22 protein-coding genes are annotated in these 24,224 nt (G+C 44.8%); 14 read left to right on the top strand and 8 right to left on the bottom strand.

The genetic code is table 11. The features are described 5' to 3' along the window. Positions 1–78: 78 nt before the first annotated feature. The 6 genes from BLW60_RS04925 to BLW60_RS04900 all read right to left on the bottom strand — a co-directional run bounded on the left by BLW60_RS04925 (position 79) and on the right by BLW60_RS04900 (position 5,002). Positions 79–807 (bottom strand): dockerin type I repeat-containing protein, encoded by a 729-nt coding sequence (locus tag BLW60_RS04925; RefSeq protein WP_074714765.1) that lies wholly within the window; start codon positions 805–807, stop codon positions 79–81. A 207-nt stretch (positions 808–1,014) separates the two neighbouring features. Next, on the bottom strand, positions 1,015–1,461 hold the full coding sequence (locus BLW60_RS04920; RefSeq protein WP_074714761.1) for a GNAT family N-acetyltransferase: 447 nt from the start codon (positions 1,459–1,461) through the stop codon (positions 1,015–1,017). Next, positions 1,449–1,811 (bottom strand): cupin domain-containing protein, encoded by a 363-nt coding sequence (locus BLW60_RS04915; RefSeq protein ID WP_347496387.1) that lies wholly within the window; start codon positions 1,809–1,811, stop codon positions 1,449–1,451. The genes BLW60_RS04920 and BLW60_RS04915 overlap by 13 nt, the downstream gene beginning before the upstream one ends. Continuing rightward, complete coding sequence (locus BLW60_RS04910) at positions 1,811–2,908, bottom strand: hypothetical protein (protein ID WP_074714755.1); 1,098 nt, start codon at positions 2,906–2,908, stop codon at positions 1,811–1,813. The genes BLW60_RS04915 and BLW60_RS04910 overlap by 1 nt, the downstream gene beginning before the upstream one ends. 48 nt (positions 2,909–2,956) lie before the next feature. Continuing rightward, positions 2,957–4,246 carry a galactokinase gene (locus BLW60_RS04905; protein WP_074714754.1) on the bottom strand — a complete coding sequence of 430 codons (1,290 nt, stop codon included), beginning with the start codon at positions 4,244–4,246 and terminating at the stop codon, positions 2,957–2,959. A gap of 21 nt (positions 4,247–4,267) precedes the next feature. Continuing rightward, positions 4,268–5,002: an MBL fold metallo-hydrolase gene (locus BLW60_RS04900; protein ID WP_074714753.1), complete on the bottom strand. Its 735-nt coding sequence runs from the start codon at positions 5,000–5,002 to the stop codon at positions 4,268–4,270. Between the two features lie 206 nt (positions 5,003–5,208). On the opposite strand from BLW60_RS04900, the gene BLW60_RS04895 reads away from it, so the two are divergent. The 14 genes from BLW60_RS04895 (at position 5,209) to BLW60_RS04830 (ending at position 21,628) form a co-directional block, all read left to right on the top strand. Beyond that, complete coding sequence (locus BLW60_RS04895; RefSeq protein WP_074714751.1) at positions 5,209–6,228, top strand: glycoside hydrolase family 130 protein; 1,020 nt, start codon at positions 5,209–5,211, stop codon at positions 6,226–6,228. Between the two features lie 323 nt (positions 6,229–6,551). Beyond that, entirely contained in the window at positions 6,552–7,625 is a 1,074-nt protein-coding gene (locus tag BLW60_RS04890; protein ID WP_074714748.1) for a D-alanine--D-alanine ligase family protein, read from the top strand. An 81-nt stretch (positions 7,626–7,706) separates the two neighbouring features. Then, the gene (locus BLW60_RS04885; protein WP_028516983.1) at positions 7,707–8,129 is read left to right on the top strand and encodes a YwiB family protein; all 423 of its coding nucleotides are present in this window, start codon (positions 7,707–7,709) and stop codon (positions 8,127–8,129) included. 24 nt (positions 8,130–8,153) lie between these two features. Next, positions 8,154–9,923, top strand: a complete 1,770-nt coding sequence (gene argS / locus BLW60_RS04880) for an arginine--tRNA ligase (protein ID WP_074714746.1) — start codon at positions 8,154–8,156, stop codon at positions 9,921–9,923. A 250-nt stretch (positions 9,924–10,173) separates the two neighbouring features. Further along, a complete protein-coding gene (locus tag BLW60_RS04875; RefSeq protein WP_074714743.1) occupies positions 10,174–11,259 on the top strand; it encodes a helix-turn-helix domain-containing protein in 1,086 nt (361 codons plus the stop codon). Between the two features lie 68 nt (positions 11,260–11,327). Next, positions 11,328–12,350 carry a cell division ATP-binding protein FtsE gene (gene ftsE / locus BLW60_RS04870; protein ID WP_074714741.1) on the top strand — a complete coding sequence of 341 codons (1,023 nt, stop codon included), beginning with the start codon at positions 11,328–11,330 and terminating at the stop codon, positions 12,348–12,350. Next, on the top strand, positions 12,347–13,258 hold the full coding sequence (gene ftsX, locus BLW60_RS04865) for a permease-like cell division protein FtsX (RefSeq protein WP_074714739.1): 912 nt from the start codon (positions 12,347–12,349) through the stop codon (positions 13,256–13,258). Before ftsE ends, ftsX begins: the two co-directional genes overlap by 4 nt. An 83-nt stretch (positions 13,259–13,341) precedes the next feature. Continuing rightward, positions 13,342–14,730, top strand: a complete 1,389-nt coding sequence (locus BLW60_RS04860) for a murein hydrolase activator EnvC family protein (RefSeq protein ID WP_074714736.1) — start codon at positions 13,342–13,344, stop codon at positions 14,728–14,730. A gap of 69 nt (positions 14,731–14,799) precedes the next feature. Beyond that, positions 14,800–15,969, top strand: coding sequence for a S41 family peptidase (locus BLW60_RS04855; RefSeq protein WP_074714733.1), 1,170 nt, complete (start codon positions 14,800–14,802; stop codon positions 15,967–15,969). 701 nt (positions 15,970–16,670) lie between these two features. Beyond that, the gene (gene lepA / locus BLW60_RS04850) at positions 16,671–18,473 is read left to right on the top strand and encodes a translation elongation factor 4 (RefSeq protein WP_074714732.1); all 1,803 of its coding nucleotides are present in this window, start codon (positions 16,671–16,673) and stop codon (positions 18,471–18,473) included. A 15-nt stretch (positions 18,474–18,488) separates the two neighbouring features. Next, entirely contained in the window at positions 18,489–18,923 is a 435-nt protein-coding gene (locus tag BLW60_RS04845) for a hypothetical protein (RefSeq protein ID WP_074714731.1), read from the top strand. A gap of 2 nt (positions 18,924–18,925) precedes the next feature. Next, complete coding sequence (locus tag BLW60_RS04840) at positions 18,926–19,264, top strand: hypothetical protein (RefSeq protein WP_074714730.1); 339 nt, start codon at positions 18,926–18,928, stop codon at positions 19,262–19,264. After that, positions 19,261–20,355: a radical SAM family heme chaperone HemW gene (hemW, locus tag BLW60_RS04835; protein ID WP_074714729.1), complete on the top strand. Its 1,095-nt coding sequence runs from the start codon at positions 19,261–19,263 to the stop codon at positions 20,353–20,355. Before BLW60_RS04840 ends, hemW begins: the two co-directional genes overlap by 4 nt. Positions 20,356–20,374: 19 nt before the next feature. Next, positions 20,375–21,628: a TFIIB-type zinc ribbon-containing protein gene (locus BLW60_RS04830; RefSeq protein ID WP_074714728.1), complete on the top strand. Its 1,254-nt coding sequence runs from the start codon at positions 20,375–20,377 to the stop codon at positions 21,626–21,628. A 26-nt stretch (positions 21,629–21,654) separates the two neighbouring features. Here BLW60_RS04830 and BLW60_RS04825 read toward each other — a convergent pair whose 3' ends face one another. Both BLW60_RS04825 and lysS read right to left on the bottom strand, forming a co-directional pair. Then, entirely contained in the window at positions 21,655–22,566 is a 912-nt protein-coding gene (locus BLW60_RS04825) for a hypothetical protein (protein ID WP_074714727.1), read from the bottom strand. Between the two features lie 60 nt (positions 22,567–22,626). Next, positions 22,627–24,210, bottom strand: coding sequence for a lysine--tRNA ligase (lysS, locus tag BLW60_RS04820; protein ID WP_028516990.1), 1,584 nt, complete (start codon positions 24,208–24,210; stop codon positions 22,627–22,629). Positions 24,211–24,224 lie beyond the last annotated feature (14 nt).

Below are 24,224 nucleotides of genomic sequence, written 5' to 3'. Positions count from 1 at the left end.
ATGGTAATATGAAATAAAAAAGCAGACCTCCCGAAAGAGGTCTGCGCCGTTTGAGCAATATACTATTATAAGTATTGATTATCTGATAATGTCAACCTGCTTTTCAGAGAAGCTGTCAAACAAGCTGAGATCATACTGCTGAATAAGTACAGCATCTGCGTCATTAACAACGCCGTTGCCGTCAACGTCTGCAGCCTTTAAGTTGATATCTCCTTTTTCATTACCAACTTTGATACTCTTGTTGCCTCTAACCCACATAGCAACTGTTGTAGCATCAGGCATATTAATTATACCATCGTTGTTAGCATCACCAAGGAGTACGACCTCTTCTGTTACATTGTTCTCGAAGTCATCCCAGTATTCCCAGTGACCTTTGTGGTAGTTGCTGCAAGCCCAGATTATCTTGTTATACATTGAACCCGGCTTGAAATCAGATGCCTTAACTGATAAATCGCTGCAATCATATAATTCAGTTGCAGCAACGCCGTTAAAATGATCAAGTGACACAGAGTCGATGAACAGGCAGCTTCTTCCTGTCTGTGGAACAGTGTGACCGAATTCGCTACGAGTACCAACGTAATTCTTATAGCCCTGGAATGTCATCGAGTACTTGTATGTACCGTTAAATCTTCTGTCATACTCGAATTCATAAAGACCTTTGTTGCCAGCCTTAATTGTGATGTAAGTTTTGAACGTCTTCTTCTGACCGCTGCCTGCAGCGTTTGCTGAGAGTGCATTAGCCATTGGAAGTGCGCACATTACTGCTGCTGAGATAGCTGCTGTAATCTTTTTGATTGACTTCTTCATTTTTAGTAAGTCCTTTCTGAATAAAATATAGTAATTATCTGAAGACCTCGTGTCCTCATGTAATTATTATACTCCCCATTTTTTGTTACTGCTCATTTGTTGCGTAAAGTTAACAGCAATTTGTATACACTTCCAAAAATATACCCTTCTATTGTTTTATATATGTCATTACGCATAAAACATGAATAATTTGTGCTCTAAAAGTGTTCAAAACACCAGTTTCATAAATATATCAGCTCTTTCATTGTCGTTATATCGCTCAGAACGTACAAATCCAAGCTTCTCATAAAGCCGTATCGCTTTATCATAAATTGACATGGTATCCAGCTTTATTTCATGAAATCCACTGTTTTTCGCAAAATCGACCGCAATTTTTGCAAGGCGGTATCCCAGCTTCTGACCGTGGTATTTTTCATAAAGGTAAAGCCCTTTCAGTTCGCACTCGGTATTGCTGAGCTTTTTCACAGCGACCGTACCGATAAGCTTGTCATCATCAAACAAGCACCAGAACCCGATGAAATTATATTCAGCATCAGCAAACGCAGCGTGTCTGCCCTCAGGCTCATAAGCTTTTCCTGCATCAGGAAAAACGTTAGCGAAAAAGTCATTTACGTCCTGCTGCATATCCGCTGAAAATTCCTTTATTTCGTACATTTTACCCTTTCTCCTCCGAAAGCGTGGATAGTCCTTGTGCCTGCCTTACAGCTTCCGCCCTGCACCGTGCCTTTGGGTATGAACAGTTCATCACCTGCATGAAGTACAGTAGCCTCGCCGTTTATCGTAACGGTATATTCGCCCTCCACACATATCATGTACTCGTCATAATCGTGAACGTGTTCCTTTGAAACTCTGTCAGCCGTATAAGTCCAGAACGCCATTTGACTGCCATCGGGAGCTGTATAATAGTAGCCCTCGATATCGGGAGTATTCTGCTGCTGAGCAGGAATTTTGTTCGCTTCTCTTTTCATAAACTCAGGGAAACCGTTCATTTCTTTTTCCTCCATTATTCAATGCTCAATTTATTGATAACTTCGTCGGTATTATCATCAAAGACAAAGACATGATCGCCGCAGGTATCAAAAAAATAACTTCCGTTTTCTTTTATTTCGTCAGCCTTTTGCGACTTTATCTCTTTCCAGTTATCTGTCGAATAGGTTATATATTTTCCGCCATAATATGTTATTGCCTTTTCAGCATCAGCGTAGATTATCCTTTCGTATTTGCGTGTTTTATGCTGATTTGTGATCTTTCCGCTTTTCAGGTCTGTTAACACATAAATATCGTATTTATGCAGGTCAAGAGAATAAATATCCCATTCCTTACTATGTCCGCCCCCGAAAGATAGTCTGTCCGAAGAATCAGTCATGACCAGACATAAGGCATCATCTTTAATATTACCAAATACATAATACCCTTTAAACATTTCATTAAAATCGATCTGCTTTGTATCATTCGACTCAAGGTCGATTATCGTTAATATATTTGAATCAGCTGAAAACTCCCTGCCAATGTACGCAGCATAATTTTTACTTCTTCCGATATAATCCACCTGATAATTTGTAGAAGTGTAATAGGTATTTTCCTCATCACCTAAAAGCGAAAATTTGTCATCGGAGTATTCATATTCGGGCAGATCATTATTGATCGTTTTGCCGTTCATATCAAATACAGCGAAGTTTACATCATTTTCGTCGCCATATCTGCCATAAACACTGTTATTGTCTATTGCAATCACATTAACATCGGGCTTATCCAGAATAAAAGGCTCACCCGTTATATTTCCGTCAGGATCATATTTTGTGATGCTGATCGAATTGTCAATTTTTACAGCAGTATATATACAGTTTTTTTCCTTTGTAAAAATAGTCGCTGTATTCGGTTCATCAAATGGTATCAGACATTCATATTTCTGATTTTCGGCAGCTTTATACACACCGTCATATGCTCTATAGTATATCTCACCATTTATTTCAGCTCTATCCGAATTAAAACGACTGTTTATAACATCAATTTTGATTTTAGGAGCAAATATATTCCTTAAAACAACTATCATTATAAGAAATGCAGTGGCTATAAGTAAAATTGTAATGACTTTTTTCATAATAATATATGTCCCTCGAATAATGCATCATTGTTATGCTTTGTTTCATCAGCCGATCTTAAACTCATAACCGCCCACAGGTCTTATCGACAGTACATAACAACTGCCCTCGCCAAAAATCCGCTCCATTTCCTTAGCGTAGTCGCCCGTGAGATAGTTAGGCACAAAAGCCTGTATAGTACCTGCAAAGCCGCCGCCGTGAACTCTCACAGCACCTGCACCGTTAAGAAAACGTTTACTGAGCATTATCGCCAGCGGTATCTGCTGAGCCAGCGGCGAACTGCATGAATACAGGTTTTGCAGCAGCTCCGCAGATGAAGCTCCCGACTCGTTCACCAGCTCAAAGAACCACTCCGTATCACGGTCCACAAGAGCCTTCGCCTCGTCAACAGCTCTCGTATTTTCAGCGAAGAAATGAGCAGCTCTAAGCAGTTCCCTGTCCGTGCAGGTCTTGCGCAGCTCGGGAAGCTTCGCATAGAATTCATCTTCGTCCGCATCGCGAAGGTACTCGCAGCCAAGTGCTTCGGCAACGTGTTTCATTTCGGCTGATACCGCACTGTAATCCTCCGTAAGATCAGCGTGACTGCCCTTTGTATCGGTTATGCAGACCGAGTATCCTGCCTTTTCAAAGTCAAAATCCAGCGAAGTTACCACAGGCTCGTCAGGATCAGCAAAATCAATTGCCACAAAGCCGCCTGCCGCGCAAACCATTTGATCCATGAGACCACTTGCCTTGCCGAAATAGACATTTTCCGCGTACTTTCCTATCTTAGCTATATCCACAGCACTTGCCCTGCCCTCATTATAGCCGTTATTGATAATAGTAGCTATCATGACCTCAAAAGCCGCCGAAGACGACAGACCGCTTCCGCTGAGCACATCTGACGAAAAATAAGCATCAAAGCCGCCTGTTTTCACGCCCATTTCCGCAAATTTCGCTGCTATACCGCGGACAAGCGCAGCAGAAGTCCCTTTTTCCGCATCATTCACCTCAAATGAATCAAGTCCTATCTCATCAGCCGCATATCCCTCGGACTTTATACGTATAACGCCCTCATCATGAAACCTTACGATACCGATGATATCAAGGCTCACAGCTGCCGCCAGTACACAGCCGTGCTGATGATCGGTGTGATTTCCGCCCACTTCCGTCCTGCCCGAAGCCGAAAATACGCGAATATCCTCACATTCGGGATAGAGTTTTGAAAAATTCTCAGCCGCACTCAGATAACGAGCCCTGTTCCTGAGTACAGCCCTCTCCGAATTACCGTAAAGCTTTTTAAGCTGCTCGTCAAATCGACCGTCCGAAAGTTCGTTTATAAACTCATATATTTTCATATCGTCCTCTCCTTTAAGTTATCATTTAAGTAAGTCCTGTCTTGAAAACAGATATTTCTTCATCACCGATCTTGCATCTCTCATTTTCACAGGCAGCCCGTGACCGCAGGCAAGCCACTTCGGAGATATCTCAATTATCCTTTCCAGTGACCGTGCCATAGCATTAAGCGAAGCTGCATGAGGAGTTATGTCAGGCTTACCCCATAATGCCGTGAAAGCATCTCCGCAGTACAATATGCCGTCCGACAGCACTCCCACAGAACCGAGAGTATGTCCCGGAAGCATGATAACATCGGCATCAAAGCCAAGCTCCCTCAGTATGCCTGTATTACGGCTGTTGAGAAGTATATCAGGCACATAGGGCTTCGTGCTGAAAAGCCTCATTCGTCCGCAGATATCCTGCTGCACATTACGAAGCCTGTACCGTCTGAGCGTCGCCTTGACAGGCTGCCTGCCGTAATGCCCTATTAGCTCCCTGTCACGCTCTCCGAGGAGTATCTCAGCACCAAGACTTTTCCGCAGCTTTTCCGCATTGCTGTCATGGTCAACATGAGCGTGAGTCAGCAGTATATAGCGGATATCGAAGCCCGAAATGTACTCCTCAAGTGCCTTGTATATAAACGGTATCCCCGTATCTATGAGCATATCACCGTTACTGCCTTTCAGCACATAGCAGGTCACAGGAGAGCCCATTATTTCCGCGCAAAAGTAATGTATTCCGTCATATTTGATAGTATGTTCAGTTGTGTATTTCATAGCGTTTCCCTCCGTTTTATATAATTATACCTCATATGCCGCCCGTAGTCTATAACATTATGTAAATTCGGCTGCAACAAATCGCGCATAAATCAGAGATCTCTCTTTATACTCACTTAATTTTTAATTTGCCTCTTGACATTTATGTAAAAGCATGGTATAATTTAATCAGGCGATTAAGTCACCCTTAATTAAAGGAGTATATTATGGCGGATATTAAAATCATCGGAGAAAGCCTGCCTTCGATCCCATGGCAGGATAAGCCCGAAAAATGCACCTCTCCCGTATGGAGATACAGCGAAAACCCCATTATCGACAGGAACCCTCTCCCGAATGTGGCAAGGATCTTCAACAGTGCCGTAACCCCTTACGGCGACGGATATATTGGCGTTTTCCGCGGTGAGCAGCGAAACGGTATCCCTCATATTTACCTTGGAAGGAGCAAAGACGCCATTCATTGGGAATTCGATGAAGAAAAGATCCCCTTCACCAATGAAAAAGGCGAACCTTTCATGCCGATATATGCATACGACCCACGTCTTGTAAAAGTTGAGGACACATATTATATAATGTGGTGTCAGGATGCATTCGGTCCTACGATAGGCATTGCGAAAACTACCGATTTCAAGACCTTCACCCGCTTAGAAAACCCTTTTCTCCCCTACAACCGTAACGCGGTCCTTTTCCCTCGCAGGATAAACGGTAATTTCGTAATGCTTTCTCGCCCCTGTGACAACGGTCATACAGCCTTCGGCGACATCTTCCTCACAGAGAGTAAGGATATGGTCTACTGGGGGCGTCACCGTCATGTCATGGGACGCTGTGAAAACTGGTGGGAAAACCTTAAAATAGGCGGCGGAGCTGCCCCCATCGAGACGGACAAGGGCTGGCTCATTTTCTACCACGGTGTCGTTAACACCTGCAACGGCTATGTTTACAGCATAGGCGCGGCGATACTCGACATCAATGAACCCTCGAAAGTACTTCACCGCTGCTCGAATTATATCCTCACCCCCGAGGAGTGGTACGAAGAACGCGGATTTGTGCCGAATGTGTGCTTTCCGTGTGCAGCGCTTACAGATGCAGATACAGGACGCATCGCTATATATTACGGCTGTGCAGACAGCTATGTGGGAGTCGCTTTCACTACTGTACAGGAGATATATGATTATATCCTGAAGTATGACAAGCTTCAGCCCGAAGATGATACACTTGGTATCAGATAATGGTATTTGTTTTATGACAACATCTTAAATCACTCACTTTCATAAAAAGAGACTGCCTTACGACAGTCTCTTTTTGCTTTATGCTTCGTCATTTTTAACAAGGGGTATTCCGTCAAATTGATGAAAAGCAGATATTTTTGTTGTCATTATGCACAATTTCGATAGTTGAAAATTGTCCGCTATGCGTTATCCTTGCGAAATTCACTGTCCTATTCCGCATTTTCGCAAAAAATACTTGCAGTTTTTTGTGAAATGTGATAAAATATAGTGATACTTGAAAATGACAATAAAAAATAGAGACTACTATTTAAAAGGAGAAACATATGGCAAAGATCAAGGCTGCTGTGATTTTTGGCGGCACTTCGCGCGAACACGACCTTTCTCTTGCGTCCGCTGCGGAAGTTATACAGAACATTCCCAGAGATAAATATGAAGTAATTTGCATAGGCATAACACGTAAGGGCAGGTGGCTTTATTTCCCGGGTTCTCCCGATGAGATCGCTGACGGGACATGGGAGCAGAATACAGACTGCACTTCCGCACTTATATCACCCGATCCGCTCCACAGAGGCATAATCACTATCGAAAACGGTGAGATCTCAGTAAAGAAAATAGATGTAGTATTTCCCATACTCACAGGCAAGCGCAGCGGTGACGGCACTATACAAGGACTTCTCGACCTTTCGGGAATACCCTACGTTGGAAGCGGCGTACTTGCTTCCGCTTCATGTATGGATAAATCCCACACTCACATGGTAATGGACGATTACGATATAAAGACTGCAAAATGGCAGCTCATCACTCAACGCGAGATAAATCAGCTTGACGAAAGATGCACGGATATCGCTGACAAGCTTGGATTTCCTATGGTAGTCAAGCCTGCCAACAGCGGCAGCAACGCAGGCACAAGCTTCGCTGAAAACGCAGAACAGCTCATAAGTGCAGTAAAGCTCGCTTTTTCAAGCGACAATAAAGTCGTTGTGGAAAAATACGTAAAGGCTCGCAAGCTTGAAGCAGCTGTATATGGCTACGATTCGCCCGTCTGTTCGGCTATCGGCGAGATAAAGAATTCAAACAGGCCCTACGATCCTACGGATTTTAATGTAAGTACAGGTGATGATCTTACAATTCCTGCCGACCTCTCAAGAGATATCGAAAAAATGGCGCAGGAAACAGCAATAAAGGCTTTTAAGGCACTGGGCTGTAAGGGAATGGCAAGAGTCGACCTCTTCCTCACAGAGGACGGCGAGCTGCTCCTCAACAAGATAGGCACTATGCCCGGACTAAGAAAAAACAGTGTTTTCCCGAAGCTTATGGAAGATCTGGGATTTTCACATGATGAGCTTATCGACGTTCTTATCGAACAGGCTGTCGATAACGCAGACAGGACATATTGATATCATTTTAATATCACCTTGATATCATCCCGATATCATTATGATATCATAAAATAATTATGATGCTATAAGGAGATTGTTTTGAAAAATAATGTATTGATTTCCCTTACGAGTATCCAGTGGCAGGAAGATGAAAAAAACGAGACAGAGCTTCTCACAAAAGCCAATTTCAAAAGAGAAAACGGCTGGGACATCATTTCCTATGAAGATACCTCAGCAACAGGCTTTGAAGGTTCGGTCACTACTATTAAAGTAGATGACTGCAAAAATGCTTCCATAACCCGTGAAGGCTCTGCAAATTCAGTCCTTTCCCTCGAGATCGGACGCAAGCACTTCTGCCAGTACGGTACTCCCTACGGAAACCTTCAGATCGGCGTTTACACACACGCTATCGAAAACACTCTCGCCGAAAACGGAAGGCTTTATTTAAAGTATACCCTCGACTTAAATTCCTCGTATCTTTCAGATAACGAGATAATCATGACAATGCAGGCTCAGAACTGAACCTGACAAGAAAGGATAGATATAATGTCAGACCTTATTAACTCTGCATCGCTCCGACTCCGTGAGATAATCATGGACGCTCTCGGACGACTCGTTGCCGAGGAAGCAGTTCCCACAGTTCCGCTTCCGTCATTCAATATCGAGATACCTGCCGACAAGTCACATGGCGATTTTGCTGCAAATACCGCTATGGTCTGTGCAAAGGCTCTGAGAATGCCGCCGAGAAAGATCGCTGAGATGATATGCGAAAAACTCGTTCTCGAAGGCACTATCTTCGAGAAAGCCGAAGTTGCAGGTCCCGGATTTCTCAATTTCTTCCTCGGAAGAAGCTGGTTCTCGGACGTTGTACGCAACGTTCTCGAGGAGGGTGAAAACTACGGTAAGACCGAGCTCGGCAAGGGCAAGAAAGTTCTCGTTGAATTCGTTTCCGCAAACCCCACAGGTCCTATGCATATCGGTAATGCAAGAGGCGGTGCAATCGGTGACTGTCTCGCAAGCGTTCTCCAGTGGGCAGGCTATCACGCAGAGCGCGAGTTCTACGTAAATGACGCAGGCAATCAGATCGAAAAGTTCGGAAAGTCACTTGAGCTCAGATATTTACAGCTCTGCTCCGATAAGGGTCAGCAGCTCATCGCTCAGTACAAGGACGATACCGATAAGCTCTGCTCTGTAATATATGAAGGCAGCGGTGAAGGCGGAGAGTTCGAGATGCCTGAGGACGTTTACCTCGGAACTGATATCATCGAACACGCAAAGAACTTCTACGACATCAACGGAAAGGCTATGGAGAGCGTTTCGGAACAGGAACGCCGCAAGGCTCTCGTTGACTACGCTCTTCCTATTAATATAGCAGGTCTGGAGCGCGACCTTAAAAAGTACCGCATCGTTTACGACAACTGGTTCAGAGAAAGCACTATCCACGCAAAGAATGAAACTAAACTTGTAGTTGACAAGCTCATGGAAGCAGGAAAGGCTTACGAGCAGGACGGTGCTGTCTGGTTCAAGGCTACGGAATACGGTCTTGACAAGGACTTCGTATTAAAGAGAAGCAACGGTCTTTACACATATATCGTTCCCGATATCGCTTACCACTATGACAAGCTGGTAACACGTAACTTCGACAAGGCAATAAACGTTCTCGGTGCTGACCACCACGGCTACGTTCCGAGACTTAAAGCAGCTCTCAACGCTCTCGGTGTTGACGAGACAAAGCTTGACGTAGTTCTCATGCAGATGGTAAGACTGGTACGCAACGGTGAGACCGTAAAGCTTTCAAAGAGAAGCGGCAAGGCTATCACGCTGGTAACTCTCCTCGATGAGATACCGATAGATGCAGCCCGTTTCTTCTTCAATCTCCGTGAAGCAAATTCACAGTTTGAGTTTGATCTCGGTCTGGCTATCGAAAAGACTTCGCAAAATCCTGTATACTACGTACAGTACGCTCATGCAAGAATTTGCAGTATGCTCAGGGCTCTCGCCGAGGAAGGCATAAACGTACCCGAGTCCGCAGACCTTGACCTCCTTACAGACCCAAGAGAGATAGAGCTTATCCGTCATCTTGCTTCACTTCCTAAGGAGATCGACCTTGCAGCAAAGAGCTACGATCCCGCAAAGATAACAAAGTATGCAATTGATCTTGCTACTCTCTTCCACCGCTTCTACGACGCTTGCAGCGTAAAGAATGCGGAGAATGAACAGCTCAGAGACGCACGTATACTTCTCAGCGTTGCTGTTCGTCAGACACTCAGGAATACTCTGGAGATACTCAACATCGACAGACCTGAGAAAATGTAAAAATTACATTTTAAACCGTAAAAATTACAGCTTGGTTACAAAGAATTTAATTCTCTTGTGCAAGTTCAACAAAATCCAACATATATGTAAGTCATGTTTGTGAGCCTTCAGACGAATGTTAACACTTTGTTAACAAATTCGGGTCAAAAATGTGTTACAATTTGTAATATGTTGAGGAACTGATACCTCCCCGACTTTCCTTGAAGGTCCGCTCAAAATAAAGATCTTATTAAGAGAAAGGATGTAAATCATGTCCAACAGATTATTTCAGGGTTTAGTTCATCAGATGCGCGACTCTATCGACGCTACTATCGGTGTAGTTGATGAGACCGCAACAATCATCGCTTGCAGTGACCTGTCCCGTGTAGGTACTACAAACGAGTTCGTTTCACTCGACCTCAGCGATTCACACGATATCTTTATCCGCGACGGCTTCACATACAAGCCTTTCGGCTCAAGAGTAAAGCCTGACTATGCGGTTTTCGTTGAAGGTGTTGACGATGCTGCTGCTAAGTATGCAAGCATTCTCGCTATCGCACTTTCAAATATCAAGCAGTACTACGATGAGAAGTATGACAGAAATAACTTCATCAAGAACGTTATCCTCGATAATGTACTCCCCGGCGATATCGTTATCAAGGCAAGAGAGCTCCACTTCAATGCAGAGATCAGCCGTGCTGTATTCCTTATCAGAATAATCTCAGCTAACGACATCTCGGCTTATGATGTTATCCAGAACCTCTTCCCTGACAAGAACAAGGACTTCGTTTTCAATATCACTGAAACTGATATCGTCCTCGTCAAGGAGCTCAAGAGTGCTGTTGACTCAAAGGACCTCGAAAAGCTTGCTCGTTCTATCGCTGATACTCTCAGCAGCGAGTTCTATACAAGAGTTAACGTTGGTATCGGTACTGCCGTTGTAGGCGTTAAGGATCTTGCTCGTTCATTCAAGGAAGCTCAGATGGCTCTTGAAGTCGGCAAGGTATTCGATACAGACAAGGTCATCGTAAGCTACGACAACCTCGGTATCGCTCGTCTTATCTATCATCTTCCTACAACTCTGTGTGAGACTTTCCTCCACGAAGTATTCAAGGTAGGCAGCATCGAGTCACTCGATCACGAAACACTCTTTACTATCCAGAAGTTCTTCGAGAACAACCTCAACGTTTCAGAGACTTCAAGAAAATTATTCGTTCACAGAAATACACTCGTTTACAGACTCGAAAAGATCAAGAAGCTCACAGGTCTCGATCTTCGTGAGTTCGATCACGCTATCATATTCAAGATCGCCCTCATGGTAAAGAAGTACCTGTCTGCTAATCCTGTCAAGTTCTGATAACGGTATATCCGTTGTCTGAGCTATGGACGTTCCCCCGTCCCAAAGATTAAGGTAGGTGTAACCCATTGGTAGAACTTAAAAACGTATCCGTGACCTACTCAAGCGGCGTTGACGCTCTCAATAACGTCAGCCTCAAGATCAACGACGGCGACTTTGCTTTCGTTGTAGGTTCATCAGGTGCGGGCAAAAGTACTATGATAAAACTGCTTCTCAAGGAGATAGACGCTACAAGCGGTGTTGTTACCGTAAACGGCTATAACCTCAACAAGCTGAAGAAAAGAAAAATACCTGAATTCCGCCGTACTCTCGGCTTTGTATTCCAGGATTTCCGACTGATCCCGTCAATGACAGTATATGAGAACATCGCTTTCGTTCTCAGAGTTATCGACGCGCCGATCAAATACATACGCAAAAGAGTCCCATACGTTATAAGTCTTGTAGGACTCCATGCAAAAACAAACTCTTACCCCGATGAACTCTCGGGCGGTGAAAAACAGCGTGTGGCTATTGCAAGAGCTCTGGTAAACGATCCTCAGCTCATAATCGCAGACGAGCCTACAGGTAACATCGATCCCGAGCTTTCATACGAGATCGTTGAGCTCCTCAAGGGTATCAACGATCAGGGTACTACTATACTCATGGTAACACATGAGCACGATCTTGTCCGTCACTTCGGCGGACGTATCATCAATATTACTGAGGGTGAGATCGTATTCGATGAAGTCATCTCAGGTGCTAACGATGAGCTCCTTGCCGATATCGGCTCAGAGATGCCTGCCGACGCTATGGCAGCTGCCGTAAGCGAAGCCGAAAGAATAAACGATATACCTCAGGAAGCTGATGAAGCAGAACTGGTCAATACGGAGGAGACTATCGACCTTCCTATCGAGAATATGACCGCAGATGATATCATTTCCGCTATAGGCGGTGTACCTGACGGCCCTTCCGCCGAGAAAAAAGAAGATATGCAGAAGCTTGCGGACAATATCGATGTTGACCTCAGCAAGAGCATCAAAAAAGATGATCCAGACTCACCCGAGGCTCTGCTGGCTGCACTGACCGAAAAAACTAAGGGAGGTGCAGAATGAAAGTAAGCGGTATCAGATATCTTGCCAATCAGGGCGTAGAAAATATCTGGAAAAACAAGATGATGGCTTTCGCTACATTCTGTGTGCTCCTCATTTCCCTTCTTCTCGTTGGTATAGCAGGTCTCTTCTATGTGAACCTCAACTCAATGATAAAAGGTCTGGGAAGCCAGAACGAAGTTGCTGTATTCATGAAGGTAGGTACTACCGAACAGGAAAATGCAGCGGCAGAAGAAGCTATCAAGGCTATCCCAAATATTGATAAAGTAACATTTATCTCAAAGGAGGACGGTCTTTCAAGACAGAAAGCAAATCTCCCCAATGCTCAGAAAATATTCGATGAGTATATCGGCACTGATGCAAGCTTTATGCCTGACGGTTTCAGCGTTACTGTAAAAAATACAGACCTTATCGCTGATACGACCGCTCAGATATCAGCTGTTGCAAATGTTCAGAGCGCATCTGCTTCACCGCAGGTGGCTGAATTCCTGAGAGAGCTCAGAAAAATGGTATCACTTATCGCAGGTGCTATCATCATCGCTCTTTCGATAATCTCTATGATCATTATCTCCAATACCACAAAGGCAAGCGTTTTTGCCCGCCGTGAGGAGATACAGATAATGAAATACGTTGGCGCAACGAACGCTTTCATACGTATGCCTTTCTTCGTTGAAGGTATGGTAACAGGCTTCTTCGCAGGCGCAGGCGCGTATTTCATCACATGGGCTGTTTACAGCTCGGTATATGATATGATAACAGAACAGGGTATGATAATGAACACCGTTGGTGTAAACAGCATTATCCCGTTCGACAAAATCAGACTAATAGTCGTACTTGCTTACCTTATTGCAGGCGCACTTATTGGTGCTCTCGGAAGTGTTATAAGTACAAGAAAGCATATTGACGTTTGATCTGTAAGAAGTAATATGAAAATTTTTTATGAAAGGAGTGTGCATTCGGACAGCATATTCTCAGTCCGATACGCAGCTTGATTATGAAAAAGCTAAATATTGTCAAAAAAACACTTTCTTTTGTTACTTGTTCAGCATTATCAGTCGGCATTATCGCTGCATATCCTATGATATCAGGCAGCAGCAACACAAAGGCTTCTGCCAAGACAGTCGCTGAACTTCAGGAAGAAAGAAAAGCAAACGAAGCAAAGATCGCAGATCTTCAGACCCAGATCGACTCACTCGAAGGAAACAAAAACGCTGAACAGCAGTATCAGAATACTCTTAAAGACCAGATAGAGATCATCAAGAATAATATCGAGCTCCTCACAAAAGAGCTCGCAAGCATCGAGGCAGATATCGAAACTACTCAGAATAATATCGATGCACTTGATAAGTCTATCGTGGATCAGCAGGAAGCTATCGACAAGAAGGTAGAGCTGTTCAAAGAGCGTCTGTGCGCTATGTACGTTACAGGCAATGAAAACCTCGCTACTGTTGTAGTAGGTACATCAAGCTTTTACGATATGCTCTCGCGTGTTGAAATGGTAAACCGTATCGCTTCATACGATGAAGAGCTTATCAATGATATCCTTAACGAGATCAACCAAATGGAACAGGATAAGCAGGCTCTTGAGTCCGAAAGACTTACTCTTGTTATGAAACAGGACGATCAGAAAAAGCGTAAGGAAGAAAAAGATGCCGAGATGGAAGTCTACTATGAAAAGACAAGACAGTCTCAGGCTGAAATTGACCGTATCACTCTCGAACAGCAGACTCTCGAAAGCGACAAGGCTGACCTTGCTGCTATGAACGCTGAATTCGATGCTATGATAGAGGCTGAGATACAGAGACAGGCTGAGGAAGCTCAGAGAGCTTATGAGGCAAGAGTAGCTGCTGAACAGGAAGCTGCTCGTCAGGCTCAGGCTGCCGCAGCTCAGCAGGCTGCACAGAGCGGTCAGTCTTATACTCCTACATACAGCGAACCTGCTTATATCCCCGCTCCTTCCGCATCAGGCTTCTCATGGCCTGCACCGGGCTTCTGCTACATCTCAAGCGGCTACGGCTACAGATGGGGCACTACCCACAGAGGTATAGATATTGGTGACGCTGGTATCCACGGCGGTGCTGCTTGCGCTGCAAAGGCAGGTACAGTAATTTACGTAAACAACAGCTGTACACACGATTATGCAAAGAACGGAAACTGCTGCGGTGACGGTTACGGCAACTATGTCGTTATCTCACACGACGGTACATACTCCACTCTCTATGGTCACCTTGCTTCTGCCTGCGTATCTGTAGGTCAGAGCGTATCACAGGGACAGGTGATCGGATATATCGGCTCTACAGGCTGGTCAACAGGTGCTCACCTCCACTTTGAAGTACGTGTGAACGGTGTTGCTCAGGATCCTATGGGCTACGTTAGTCCGTAAAACAGTTAATATCAAAAACAAGGGCAGTTTACTCAACTGCCCGAATTTTTGTCAGAAAGCGATGATAATATGAATAAGAAAATCAGTCTCGGTCTCGCACTGAGCCTTATCGCTATAGCTTCTGCGGTAACGTTCATACTGACTTCCTTCTTCTCACTCCAAAGCTTCAATAAAAAGGTCGTCGATGTAAACGAAAAAAGTAAAAAATACAATTCGCTGCAAGTGCTGGATTCTTACGTCCGTGAGAACTATCTCGGAGATATCAACGAAAACGAACTGAGCGACGGTATCCTCAAAGGCTATATATCAGGTCTTGACGATAAGTATTCAAAATACCTTACCGAAGAAGAATACCTTAGCGAACAGAACGAGGACGAAGGTCAGCTCGTTGGTCTTGGTCTTTCTCTGAGCGAGGACGATAACGGCTATATCCGCATAGAAGAAATAATGCAGGACTCCCCTGTCGTAGATGCAGGTCTGCAAGTGGGCGATATCATAACTCTTATTGACGGCGTTGACGTTCGTTCGGCAGGCTTTGAGGAGTCTGTTGAGTCCATGCGCGGTACTGAGGGTTCAGAGATAAAGCTCACTATCCGCAGAGACGGTATCGATAAGGATTATACCTTCACAAGACGCTCTATCGAAATGATAACCGTATCAGGCGAAATGTTAAACGAGACCGTAGGCTATATCAAAATAAAAAGCTTCAAGAAGAACACTCCTCAGCAGTTCATTGATACTCTCGAACGCCTTACTTCAAACGGTGCAAAGGCTATAGTCTTTGACGTTCGTGATAACGGCGGCGGTATCGTCGATTCTCTTTCGGACTGCGTTGATCCCCTTCTTCCCGAGGGCGTTATAGCTACAGCCGAGTACAAGGACGGTCACAGCGAGACTCTTGTTTACTCAGACGCTACCGAGCTCGATATCCCTATGGTAGTCCTTGTGAATAATAATACTGCAAGCGCGGCTGAACTGTTTGCAGCTTCGCTCCGTGATTTCGGCGGTGCTGTACTGGTCGGCGAGAGGACATTCGGCAAGGGCGTTATGCAGCAGACTACCGAATTCGACAAAAAGGGCGCGGTAGTCCTTACAGTTGCAAAATATAAAACTACTGTATCCGAGTGCTATGACGGTATCGGTCTTACTCCCGATTATACAGTTGAAAATACTTTCGAGGAATACGATGAACAGAAAAACAGAGCTGTCGATGCAGCTTTGTCTCTCCTCGGACAGTGATAGTTTAATGCGTAATGCGTAATGCGTAATTCGTAATGCGTAATTTATGGGGGCGGCCATTGGTCGCCCTTTTTGCTGTATGAGGACTTTTAGTGGTTAGTTGTTAGTGCATAGTGATTAGTGAGTAGTGAGTAGATAGCCGCGAATAGAATTGTAGGGGCTGCCTTAAAGTGTGCCGATAAAGTAGGGGCGGATATTATCCGCCCGTTTGAATATTACAAGCATCATAAGAACACATGTAGGGAACGCCGCCCTCGGCGTTCCGCAATAAAGTAATGTTCAGAATTGTAGGGGCGAGTTCCGCTCGCCCGTGTAACCCGCAACTGTTATGTATGCTGTAATATGCAAGGGATGATGACCACATCGCCCCGTTCGTACTTCTATACATTTTGACGGGCTGTCGAGGACGCAGCCCCTACAGTGTGCTATTTTAGGATATGCGTAATTTACGGACTGCCAAAGGCAGCCCCTACAGCCGTCATTTTAGGTTTACACGTAATTGACGGGCGAGCGGAACTCGCCTCTTCACTGCGTTCACGTTGTTTGCATCGTAATTAGCGGTACGCCGAGGGCGGCGTACCCTACAATTATACTCATTAATCACTATGCACTAACCACTAAAAAGTAACAAACCTCTTTACAAACACCGTTGTATCTGATATAATTATACTGAGTAAATATGTTTGAAAAGAGGTAAAACATTGGCTAACGACAAGATCAGAAATTTCTGTATTATAGCACATATAGATCACGGCAAGTCCACACTTGCCGACCGTATTCTCGAAAAGACCGAGACTGTTGCCATACGCGACATGGAAGATCAGCTCCTCGACAATATGGACATCGAGCGTGAGCGCGGCATCACCATAAAAGCCCGTGCAGTCCGTTTGAAGTATACAGCCAAGGACGGCGAGGACTATATTTTCAACCTCATCGACACTCCCGGTCACGTTGACTTCAATTATGAGGTATCACGTTCACTTGCAGCCTGTGAGGGCGCAATTCTCGTAGTTGACGCATCACAGGGCATAGAAGCACAGACACTTGCAAATACTTATCTTGCTATCGAGCACGACCTTGAAGTAGTACCCGTAGTCAACAAGATAGACCTGCCCTCAGCTGATCCCGAGAGAGTGTGCAGCGAAGTTGAGAACGTTATCGGTATCCCTGCAATGGACGCACCTAAGATATCAGCTAAAATGGGCGTAAATATCGAGGAAGTCCTTGAGAGGATAGTTACTGATATCCCTGCACCGAAGGGTGATCCCGAAAAGCCGCTGAAAGCTCTTATTTTCGACAGCTATTACGACTCCTACAAGGGCGTTATCATCTACGTCCGCGTAAAAGAAGGCAGAGTCAAGGTCGGAGACAATATCCGCCTTATGGCTACAGGAGCAGTTTTCAATGTAGTTGAAGCAGGCTTCATGGACGCTACAAATCTTGTGAACAACGGCAGCCTCGAAGCAGGCGAAGTTGGCTATATAGCAGCATCTATCAAGAGCATCGGCGATACACAGGTGGGCGATACCGTAACAAATGACGATAACCCCTGTGACGAGCCGCTCCCGGGATACCGCAAGGTAAATCCAATGGTGTTCTCGGGTATTTATCCTGCTGACGGAGCAAAGTACGGCGACCTCCGAGAAGCACTTGAAAAGCTCCAGCTCAACGATGCATCGCTTTCATTCGAGCCTGAGACATCTATCGCTCTTGGATTTGGTTTCCGCTGCGGCTTCTTAGGACTTCTCCACATGGAGATAATACAGGAGCGTCTTGAGCGCGAGTACAACCTCGACCTTATCACAACTGCACCGTCTGTTATCTACAAGGTAACACTTACCAACGGTGAAGTGCAGTATATCGACAATCCTACAAACTACCCCGATCCTGCCGTCATACAGGTGGCAGAAGAGCCTATGGTAAAGGCAAGCATACTTTCACCGTCGGACTACGTAGGAAATATCATGGAACTTTGTCAGGACAGACGAGGCGTATTCAAGGACATGAAGTATCTTGACGATACCCGTGTAGAGCTTCATTACGAGCTTCCGCTGAACGAGATAGTGTACGACTTCTTTGACGTACTGAAATCCCGTACAAAGGGCTATGCTTCATTTGACTATGAGATGATGGGATATGTTCCCAGCAAGCTTGTCAAGCTGGATATACTCCTTAACGGCGATATCGTGGACGCTCTCAGCTTTATTATCCATACGGATAAGGCGTATTCGAGAGCACGTAAGATAGCTGAAAAGCTTAAAGAAAACATTCCGCGTCAGATGTTTGAAGTACCGATACAGGCAGCTATCGGCGGCAAGATAATCGCCCGTGAGACAGTAAAGGCAATGCGCAAGGACGTACTTGCCAAATGCTACGGCGGTGATATCACACGTAAGAAGAAACTGCTCGAAAAGCAGAAGGAAGGTAAGAAGCGTATGCGCCAGCTGGGAACAGTAGAAGTTCCGCAGGAGGCATTTATGAGCGTTCTGAAGCTTGACAGCTGAGAACGGGAGGCTATTATGATAAACTATATCATTATCGTACTGCTTGCGGTGATACTTGCCGCAAGTCTGATAACGGTCATCACCGAATACTTCATACCAAAGAATACAAACGCAGGCAGGGTACTGCGCGCAGTAAGGATAAGACTGCGTGAGAAATCCCGTACAAGTCTTTGCGTGACTGCGATAGTCGTGTTTATTATCGCACTTGTTACGGGGGACGATGAAAAGCCTAAGATGCTGGGAGCTCTGCTCATAATGCTCCTTACGCTTATGGTACTACACCCCGAGGACTTCCTGAGCATATTCCGTCAGCGCAAGAAGAAAAAGAAAGCAGTACGTCTCGGACTTACTCCAAAGCTTGCAGGCGAAGTTCCGCTTGCAAAGCCTGCAAAGGAGCTTGAACCTGTTGAGGTGGAAGCCGAGACAGTGACCGAGGAAGGAAAGGAATAATAATGAGTATATACACCTGTCCGCACTGCGGCGAAAAGACTTTTACTCCCATGAGAAAAGCTATGGCAGGGAATATGAGGTCAAAGGGAAAGACCTGTCCAAAATGCGGAAATCTCTGTGTAAACGGTAAGGGAGCAACTATATTTGATGCACTATACTGTCTTGTTGCCTTTATTTTCGTTGTCTATATCTACCTTAACGCAGAATATAACGATTGGTTGCATTTTTACGAAATACCTATGGTCTTGGGACTTGTTCTTTCAATGTTTCTTGTTCCAAGGATAGTTCATGCGTTTTTCTTCAAGCTTGAACAGTCCATACGAATTGACGCATACAAATGAGCACATTAGGTATATATATCCACGTACCTTTCTGCGGCAAGAAATGTGCCTACTGTGATTTTTATTCTGTAAACTGGACTAAATCACAGGCAGAGAGCTACGTTGGAGCAGTTCTGCGGAATATCCGCCATTACGGTGACTGCGGAACTAAAGTTGATACATTATATTTTGGCGGCGGTACTCCGTCACTTCTTTCTGCCTGTCAGCTTGAAAGCATCATAAACGAGACAGGCAGATGTTTTTCTCTCGACAGCGATGCGGAGATAACTCTCGAAGCAAATCCCTGTACACTAACATCGGATAAGCTGAAAGACCTGCACGGCGCAGGCATAAACCGTCTTTCCATAGGCGTACAGTCCATGATAGATGACGAGCTTAAAACTCTTGGGCGCGTACATACTGCGGCGAGAGCGGAACAGGCTGTGCTTGATGCGGCAGATGCAGGCTTTGAGAATATCTCCTGCGACCTTATGATAGCTCTGCCCGACCAGAAAAAGGAGAGCCTGCAATACTCCGCGGAAAGGCTGACGGCTCTGCCCATACAGCATATCTCGGCTTACATACTAAATACCGAGAACGGCACTCCTTTCGACTGTGATGAGATACGCCGCCGACTTCCCGACGATGATTTTTCTGCGGAGCTTTACCTCGAAATGGTGAGACTCCTTGAAGAGCGCGGATTTATGCAATATGAGGTGTCGAACTTCGCAAAGCAAGGCTATGAGAGCAGACACAACAGCCGCTACTGGAAGTGTCAGGACTACCTCGGCATAGGTCCTGCTGCACATTCCTGCTATCAGGGCAAGAGGTTTGCGGTTGAGCGTGATATTGCAGATTTTATAGCAAGTGAGTTCCAGAACGTAACGGTAACGGACGAAAGCCCCTGCGGCTTTGAGGAGTTCGCAATGCTTCGTCTGCGTCTAAAAGAGGGACTCAGACTCAGCGATGTTTCGGAGCATCGCAGTGATATAGAAATGAAAATGCCGCCCCTTATAAGGGACGGCTATGCAGAGACTGACGGCGAGAGGATATGGCTGACCGCCAAAGGCTTCCTCATGTCCAATTCCGTTATCGAATATCTTATTTTCTGATTTTTAGGTGGTGGATAAAATGGCAGATGTGACCGAATATAAATGTCCGTCCTGCGGAGCACCGATGCGTTTTGATATAGATCATCAGAGCATGGTATGCCGTTTCTGTTCAAAAAAATACGACCTTGAATATGTTCGTTCCCATTTCAATGAAATAGCCGATGACAAGCTCTCGGATTTCGACTGGGTGGACAGAACAAAATACGTCTGGGAGCCTTACGAGCAGGAGAAGCTTGAGGAATTTGAATGTTCTTCATGCGGCGGAAAAATAGTAACAAAGTCATTTTATGCGTCTGCCAGATGTCCATACTGCAAGCACTATGTGATAATCCCCTCTGATCTTGACGGCGATATCCGTCCCGATAAGGTGATACCTTTCAAAGTAACATCAGCGGAGTTCTGGGATAAGTATACCGAATACCTGTCTGAGTTCAGAAGAGTACCGAAGGAGTTCCACAGCAAGTCCGCCAAGAATGATATTATCGGTTATTACATACCCGTATGGCGATACAGCTGTAAATACGAGCCCGAGGAAAGCTACAGCGTTATCGTAAATGATTATCCCATACTTGCCAATGATGCAGACGTGAAAGAAGATGTTTTCTACACACTGCTGCCCTATGATTACAGCGAGGCGGAGGAGTTCAGCGAGTCATGCCTTACGGGATTTTGTGCCAGCAGGTATATTATAGGTGCTGAAAACGCAATGAAAATGACAGACTCGGTCTTAAGGATGGATTATAACGTTTACATAAACGCTGTTTTTTTACTGAAAAAGGATGATGAAGAGCCTTTGGATACAAGCGAAAAACTGGACAGGCTTATGAATGAAAGTCTGAATCAGTATATGCGTAACCGAAAGCTTGCATATTATCTTGTGCCCGTGTGGCTTCTGAAAATAAAGTATAACGATGAAGAATTCACATATGCCATGAACGGACAGACTGGAGAAATGAGAGTTGACAAGCTTCCAAGAAAATCAAGACTGAAATCCGTTTTCTGGTCAGCGTTTGCGTTGATAGTTTTATTTATATCGCTACTGTTCATTTATAAAAACAATGATCTTTTAAGAAGCTCCAGTGTGGTATTAATATTTTTTCTGTGCATAGGGATCATTTTAATAATAGCGTTTTATGCCTTTGCAAGGGAAGTAGTCAATGCAATACCGATCAAAAAAGTCTACTACAATTCAAAGCGTTATGACGAGCAAAAGCTCTGGAGCTTAGATGATTTCTCATCAAAACACCTGTCCAAACGAAAACGCAGAAGATAAAAACCACCCTTAACGGGTGGTTTTATTTATGTAAGGTCATTGATTATTCTGTTGATCGTAGCTATATCCTTATCGTATGTCTCCTGCATTTCCTCCTGTGAAGCGTCCATAACATCTTTAGGCTTGCGGAGCGCAATGAACATATCATCGGTGATCGAACTCTTTGGAACTCCCAGTTTATCGGCAATATCCGTATCCCTGAGGTAGAAGAAATACTTTTCTACATGAGGATTATCGGGGTACAGTGTACTAAGGTCTATCAGATACTCCTCAGGAGTAACGATAAGATCGGTAACGGTTTTTTCATTGCCGATCATCATAATACTTTCTTCGTTATTGAGGTAAGTAGTAAGCTTATTTGTAACTCCGTTCTGGTAATTGGTGTAATCGTCATCGCCGTAAGGGATATAGTACACAGCGACCTCTGTTTTCCCGTTCTTATTGGAGTCCTCACCGAATTCGGTAAAGTACTCTTCAAGGTAAGCCGAGTTACCGACAACAGCATTATCGCAAAGCATAAGAATTACCATATCGGGACGGGGCTTCGTAACGATATCGTATATGAGGTAAGAGCCAAGACAAACGAAAAATGCGCCAAGTCCCAGCCACCATTTGTTATGATAGAAGAAATTGCTTATCTTTTTTCCAAATGTGAGCTTGATCTCTTCTTCCTTTTCCTCATGGATAGTTTCGCTTTCTTCAATAAGTCCCTGCTTTAAGCGCATGAGCTCGATCTTTTCATCAAGGAGCTTTTTTTCATAAGCCTCCTGCTTTTCCTTTTCGCGCTGAGCGTACTGACGTTCCAGTTCAGCCTGCTGAGCTTCAAGCTCTTCCTGACGCTTCTGCTGCATTTCCTTATTAACTTGGAAAACGCTCTTTTTTATGTCAAGCTTTTCATCGTCATCTGCTATCGGCTTATTGTTATTTTTATCATTCATAAATATATCCTTTAATGATAACAGGCGGCAACTGCCGCCTGTATGTGGTTTTATTCAGGTTTATTTATCAAGACTTTTAAGTGTGGGGAAGAGAAGTACGTCTCTGATAGACGGACTGTTTGTGAGAAGCATTACAAGGCGGTCGATACCGTAGCCGATACCGCCTGTAGGAGGCATACCGATCTCAAGAGCATTGAGGAAGTCCTCATCTGTACGGTTAGCTTCTTCATCACCCTGGCTGAGAGCTTCTTCCTGAGCCTTGAAACGCTCACGCTGATCGATAGGGTCGTTGAGCTCAGAGTAAGCATTACACATTTCTCTTCCTGTAATGAAGAGCTCGAAACGCTCAACATAATCAGGAGCATCGGGCTTCTTCTTTGTAAGAGGAGAGATCTCTATCGGGTGATCCATAATGAAAGTAGGCTGAATGAGGTGTTCCTCAACATAAGCCTCGAAGAAGAGATTGAGGATATCGCCGCGCTTGTGGCGGTTCTCATACTCTACGCCCTTTTCGTCAGCTATCTTGCGAGCTTCTTCAAGAGTCTTTATCTCGTTGAAGTCAACTCCTGAGTACTTCTTGACAGCATCTATCATAGTAAGACGCTCGAAAGGCTTGCCCAGGTCGATCATGTGCTCACCGTAAGGAACGCAGGTAGTACCACATACTTCCTGAGCAACATGGCGGAACATATTCTCTGTAAGGTCCATCATTCCGTAGTAATCAGTATAAGCCTGATAGAGCTCCATGAGTGTGAACTCAGGGTTATGACGTGTATCAACACCCTCGTTACGGAAAACTCTGCCTATTTCGTAAACTCTTTCAAGTCCGCCGACGATGAGTCTCTTTAAGTAGAGCTCAAGGCTGATACGGAGCTTTACATCTTCATCGAGAGCGTTGTAGTGAGTCTCGAAAGGTCTTGCAGCTGCACCGCCTGCATTTGAAACAAGCATAGGAGTCTCAACTTCCATAAAGCCCTGATCGTCAAGGTAACGTCTGATAGAAGATATTACCTTTGAACGCTTGATGAAAGTGTCCTTTACCTCGGGATTGATAACGAGATCGAGGTAACGCTGACGGTATCTTGTATCTGTATCTCTGAGACCATGCCACTTTTCGGGAAGCGGAAGAAGTGACTTGGTGAGCAGAGTGATGCTCTTTGCATGGATAGAGATCTCGCCCTTGCGGGTTCTGAAAACATATCCCTCAACACCGATGATATCACCGATGTCCCACTTTTTCTTGAATTCTTTGAAAAGGTCTGCACCGACATCGTTTGAACGTACATAGACCTGTATACGGTCAGACTTGTCACGAACGTCGATGAAGTTAGCCTTACCCATATCTCTCCAGCTCATGATACGACCTGCGATACGGATAATATTCTCATTGAGCTTTTCAAGCTCGGCAGCCTTTTTCTCTTCGTCATCGCCTACAGCAGCAAGTATCTCGGCTTCCTTAGCCTCGTACTCCTTCTTGTAGTCAGCAGCATGACCAGTAACGTCAAACTTTGTGATAGTAAAAGGATCGTGACCGAGCTCGCGCAGATCAGCAAGCTTATCAAGTCTGTCCTTCTTGAGTATATTAATATCCTGTACAGGCTCTTCCTCAGCCTGAGCAGGGGTGTTTACCTGATTTTCGCTCATTTTAAATGTCCTTT

This window comes from Ruminococcus flavefaciens (genome assembly GCF_900108555.1).
GTDB classification, from domain to species: Bacteria; Bacillota; Clostridia; order Oscillospirales; family Ruminococcaceae; genus Ruminococcus; species Ruminococcus flavefaciens_P.
This window is presented reverse-complemented; position numbering and strand designations above follow the sequence as displayed.